This window comes from Bradyrhizobium sp. NBAIM08 (assembly GCF_020193935.1).
GTDB classification, from domain to species: domain Bacteria; phylum Pseudomonadota; class Alphaproteobacteria; order Rhizobiales; family Xanthobacteraceae; genus Bradyrhizobium; species Bradyrhizobium yuanmingense.
The window spans coordinates 1-407 of record NZ_JADYVR010000912.1 but is presented as its reverse complement, the minus strand read 5'-3'; the positions used below and the strand labels follow the sequence as shown (position 1 = coordinate 407).

At 61.2% G+C, this 407-nt stretch carries 1 protein-coding gene; it reads left to right on the top strand.

Annotated features, from left to right (window positions below):
• On the top strand, positions 1–407 hold a 407-nt coding region (locus I6F37_RS42680), incomplete at both ends, for an adenosylhomocysteinase (RefSeq protein WP_225154780.1).

The window sequence follows — 407 nt, the reverse complement described above, 5'->3', positions numbered from 1 at the left end:
CGATGGAAGAGGCCGTGACCCGCGCCGACATCTTCTGCACCGCGACCGGCAATGCCGACGTCATCACTGCCGATCACATGAAGGCGATGAAGCCGATGGCGATCGTCTGCAACATCGGGCACTTCGATTCGGAGATCCAGATCGCTGCACTCAGCAACTATGAGTGGGACGAAGTGAAGCCGGGCACCGACCTGGTGAAGTTCCCCGATGGCAAGCAGATCATCATCCTGGCGAAGGGTCGCCTGGTGAACCTGGGCTGCGCGACGGGCCACCCCTCGTTCGTGATGTCGGCCAGCTTCACCAACCAGACGCTGGCGCAGATCGAGCTGTGGACGAAGGGTGAGAACTACCAGAACCAGGTCTACGTCCTGCCCAAGCACCTGGACGAGAAGGTCGCGGCACTGCAT